Here is a 4,536-nt window from a genome sequence, read left to right as displayed (position 1 = left end):
ACCTCCTGTTCCACCGTCTCGTCCACCTGAAGGACGATCAGGCCAAGGGGGCCGCGCGTGCCGATCGGTTGCGTCAGCGAACAGGGCAGACGGTTCATTTACCGCAAGGTTGGCCGGCGCACGGCTGGGCGGAAGCTCCGGCCCGTCCCGCGCACAGCGCAGGTCTGCGGAGCGGGCGAATTTCGCCGTGAGACGGCTGGAAGCCCGCAATCGGGGCTTGCCAAGCCGTGTGCCGCGCGCCCGGCACCCTGTCGATCCGGTCCACCGCGGTGAAATGCGCGCAATGGGGCACGCCGTTGACGCATGACCGGACCGGATGGCGGTGTCGGCATTGCAGGCCGGCAGGGTCGCGGGCCGAGGCACCGGATCCGTCTCCGGTTGTGGGCCGTCGCCTTGCGTCCGGGAGATACGCTGCGGGGCATCTGGCTCTGTCTGAATGGTCCGTTCTGCTCTATGATGCGCCATCCTGAGCCAGACTCCGTGAAAAGGCGCCAGCATGCCACACGAGCGATACCGGACCGTCAGGGAGGTTGCGGACCTTCTGCAGGTCAACGAGGTCACCGTAAGACGCTGGATCAAGGGCGGCGAGCTCAGGGCGATCGATATCGGCAAGGGATGGCGGATCGGCCCGGACGATCTCGACGCCTTCCTCGAGGATCACGCAACGCGGCCCGTTGCGACGGGCGATGGCAGCACGAACATGCCCCCGGAAGCGACCGGGGCAGGCAGGATCAAGGGGCAGAAGAATTGATGGAAGTTATCGTCCAGTCGCCGTTCGCGGAGATCGCCGCGCTGCTCGTGCTGGCGGCGGTCGTGGGATTCCTCGGGATCGTCCTGCGCCAGCCGCTCATCGTCAGCTTCATCGCGGTCGGGCTGATCGCGGGGCCCTCGGCGCTGGACCTCGTGCGCTCGGACGAGGAGATCAGCCTCCTGTCCGAACTCGGCATCGCGGTGCTGCTGTTCCTCGTCGGCATCAAGCTCGACGTGAAGCTGATCCGCTCGCTCGGGGCGGTGTCGCTCCTGACCGGGCTCGGGCAGGTCGCCTTCACCTCGGTCTTCGGCTATCTGATCGGGCTCGCGCTGGGGCTGGGGCATGTCACGGCGCTTTACATCGCCGTGGCGCTGACCTTTTCCTCGACGATCATCATCGTGAAGCTCCTTTCGGACAAGCGCGAGATCGACAGCCTGCACGGCCAGATCGCCCTCGGATTCCTGATCGTGCAGGACCTCGTCGTGGTGATGGCGATGATCGTGCTCTCGGCCATCGGCATCGGCGCCGGGGATGGCGGACATGGCGGCGGATCGGTGCCGCTGGTGCTCGCCTCGGGCCTGGCGATGGTGGCGCTGGTGGTGCTCTTCGTGCGCTATGTCGCCAATCCCCTGACCGAGCGGCTGGCCCATGCGCCCGAACTACTCGTCATCTTCGCCATCGCCATGGCGGCGATGTTCGCGGCGGCGGGCGACATCGTGGGGCTGGGCAAGGAGGTGGGCGGCCTGCTGGCCGGCGTCGCGCTCGCCTCGACACCCTATCGCGAGACCATCGCGGCGCGGCTGGCACCGCTGCGCGATTTCCTGCTGCTGTTCTTCTTCATCGCGCTCGGTTCCGCGCTCGACCTGTCGCTTTTGGGCACACATGTCACCGGTGCGGTGGTCTTCTCGCTCTTCGTGCTGATCGGAAACCCGCTGATCGTGCTCGCGATCATGGGGGCGCTGGGCTACCGCAAGCGCACGGGGTTCCTTGCCGGGTTGACGGTGGCGCAGATCAGCGAGTTTTCCCTGATCTTCATCGCCATGGGCGTATCGCTGGGCCATGTGCAGGAGGACGCGCTCGGCCTCGTCACCATGGTTGGCCTCGTGACCATTGCGGCCTCGACCTACATGATCACCTATTCGCACCAGCTCTATGCGGTGTTCGAGCCGCTGCTGGGCGTTTTCGAGCGCAAGGGCACGCCGCGCGAGCCCTTTGAGGCGGGGGCGCATCGCGCGGACGGCTTCAAGGTGATCATCTTCGGGCTGGGGCGCTTCGGCACCGCCATCGGGATGCGTCTGAAGAAGCGCGGCATCCGGGTGCTTGGGGTCGATTTCAACCCCAGCGCGGTGCGGCGCTGGGGCGAGCTTGGGCTCGAGACCGAGTTCGGCGACGCGACCGACCCGGAATTCGTGGCCGAGCTTCCGTTGCCGCGGGCGGAATGGATCGTCTCGACCGTGCCCATCCACCCGACGGGCCTCAGCCACGAGGACACACGGACGACGCTGATACAGCTCACACGCACCTCCGGGTTCACGGGCCGCGTCGCCGTCGCCTCGCATCATGCCCGCGACACCGAGGAACTCTTCGCCGCCGGCGCCGACATGGTGCTCGAGCCGTTCCAGGACGCGGCCGACCGTGCCGTGGAGCTTCTCTGCGGCGCGCCCGAGCAGGAGCGGACCGAGATCCCGTCCATCGAAACCGAAGACAAGCAGGCGTCCTGATCCCGGGTCACGCCTGTGGGCGGTGCTCTGCCGGGCGGGGGGCTCGCGTGTCTTCGAACAGATGGTCGGGGTCGACGCCGCGCTTCTCGGCGCTCGCGCGCACGGCGTCCCGCAGTGCCTGGCTGCGATCCAGCAGGCGGCGGAACCGCGCCTCGTCCAGGACCAGCAGGGTCGTGGGCGCGATGGCGCGCACCTCGGCGCGGCGGGCCTTCTTCATCAGGATCGCCATCTGACCGAACATCTCGCCCCGCCCGAGGCGCCAGGTCTGACCGGCGGTTTCCAGTTCCACGGCGCCGGAGGCGATGAAGAAAACGCTTTTCGCGATGCTGTCCTTCCGGATGATCACTTCGCCCGCATTGACGTAGCGCGTCTCCAGCGCACGGCCGAGGCGGCTGAGCACGGCATCGTCGAATTCGGCAAAGGGCGGAAACTGCCGCACCAGCTCGGCCCGCCTGAGCGCGATGTCGAGATGCGGTCGCTCCTCGGCGGCAGCCCGGCGCGCATCGAGGTCCTGCATCAGCGCCGTGTAGACCTCGGCGCCGATCAGCCCGTCCTCGCGCATCGCGGTATATTCGCGCTCCTCCAGCCGCAGCGCGGTGCGGCGGATGAACCGGCGTTCCAGTTCCTCGGCATAGCCCGGGTATTGCAGGCGCAGCCCCTTCAGCGCGGTCTCCACCATCTCGATCCGCCGGGCGAGAAGCTCGTGCAGCAGTTCGGCCACGCGCCGCCCGTGAATGCGCCGGATCCGCCCGTCGATGAAGGCCCCCAGATCGCGCAGGATCAGCCGTTGCGACAGCAGGAGTTCGAACCGGTCGGCTGTCAGGCGCGCCAGCGGGGCGGACAGGCGCAGACGGCCGTTCAGGAGCACGGCGATGCGGAACGCCCGGCCATAGGCGACGCTGCGCCGCGCCGCGCGGTTGTAGCCACTGCGCCCCTGGCTGCGCGCGCCCTCGATCAGCCGGTCGGCATCCGACAGCACCTGTTCGGCCATCCGCGACGAGATCGTGCGCTCCCGCACGCGGGCAATGATCGTGTCGCGCTCGTGGCCCGCCAGCGCGATCAGGCCCAGCGTGACCCGGTCGCGGTCGAGGATGTCGGCGCTGGCCTCGGCCGACTTCACCGCCGCATCCAGCCGCTCGCCGAAACGCTTGGCCTCGGCGCGCACCGTGTCGTGGTTCAGCTCGTAGTTCTCGGTGGTGCGCGCCACGTCCTCGCGCACGGTCTGCAGAGCGACGGCGACCACCTGCCGCGACAGCGCCTCGTCGATGGGCGACAGCCGGTCGAGCCCGAGCCGCGCGATCACGAGCCGCAGCGTCGTGCCCTGCACGATCAGGGTGAAGAGCGTGAAGCCGGTGGCGAGGATCCCCGCGATGCGGCTGATGTCGTCCGGCACGCGGAAGCTTTCGCTCACGGCAAGCGCCAGCGCGAGCGTGACTGCGCCCCGCAGCCCGCCCCAGAGGATCGCGACGCGGTAGGTTCCTTCCACCGCGGGCGAGAGCTTCAGCGCGGTCAGGAGCGGCAGGAGCCCGAACAGGATCACCGCCCGCGCCGCGATCGCGGCGAGGATCACCACGCCGACCAGGACGAAATCCCCGACGCGCACCTCCTCCAGCAGTCGCGGGATCAGCAGCGCCGCGAGGATGAAGATCAGCGCCCCGGCCCAATGCGCCAGAAGGTCCCAGACCTCGCGCAGGTTCGCCCAGGCCTGCGGCGGCAGGCGCCCCGGTCCGGTCAGGTTCAGCGTCAGCCCCGCGGCCACCACGGCGATGACACCCGAGGCGCCGATGCTCTGCTCCGCCCCGATATAGGCGAGGTAAGGCAGCGCGATCGAGATCGAGATCTGCGCCAGCTCGTGCCGGCGGAAGAGCGCCATCACCCAGACCGCCATCCGCGCCGCCAGCCAGCCGGTGAAGGCGCCGCCGGCGATCAGGAGGGGAAACCGGGACAGCGCCGCGCCCAGGTCGGGATCGGGCATCCCCAGCATCACGAAGCCCATGAACAGGCCGAAGAGCGCGATGGCCGCGGCGTCGTTCAGCAGGCTCTCGCCCTCGATGATCCGCGCGA

The 4,536-nt window shown here is 68.8% G+C and carries 3 protein-coding genes; 2 read left to right on the top strand and 1 reads right to left on the bottom strand.

Features of this window, described 5'->3' with window-relative positions:
* The first annotated feature begins 496 nt into the window (after positions 1-496).
* Both ACLFOB_RS14335 and ACLFOB_RS14330 read left to right on the top strand, forming a co-directional pair.
* Positions 497-751, top strand: a complete 255-nt coding sequence (locus ACLFOB_RS14335) for a helix-turn-helix domain-containing protein (RefSeq protein WP_410917208.1) — start codon at positions 497-499, stop codon at positions 749-751.
* On the top strand, positions 751-2,472 hold the full coding sequence (locus tag ACLFOB_RS14330) for a cation:proton antiporter (protein WP_410926519.1): 1,722 nt from the start codon (positions 751-753) through the stop codon (positions 2,470-2,472). The genes ACLFOB_RS14335 and ACLFOB_RS14330 overlap by 1 nt, the downstream gene beginning before the upstream one ends.
* Positions 2,473-2,479: 7 nt before the next feature.
* On the opposite strand, the gene ACLFOB_RS14325 is transcribed toward ACLFOB_RS14330, so the two are convergent.
* The coding region (locus tag ACLFOB_RS14325) for a cation:proton antiporter (protein WP_410926518.1) at positions 2,480-4,536 on the bottom strand (2,057 nt) is incomplete at its 5' end.

This window comes from Rhodosalinus sp., from assembly GCF_046542825.1.
Classification (GTDB): Bacteria; Pseudomonadota; Alphaproteobacteria; order Rhodobacterales; family Rhodobacteraceae; genus Rhodosalinus.
Note: the sequence above shows the minus strand (reverse complement) of the source record. Positions and strands in the feature narration are given on the sequence as shown.

Coding starts and splice junctions, on each gene's coding strand:
- ACLFOB_RS14335 (WP_410917208.1), top strand. CDS start 497: ATGCCACACGAGCGATACCGGACCGTCAGGGAGGTTGCGGACCTTCTG.
- ACLFOB_RS14330 (WP_410926519.1), top strand. CDS start 751: ATGGAAGTTATCGTCCAGTCGCCGTTCGCGGAGATCGCCGCGCTGCTC.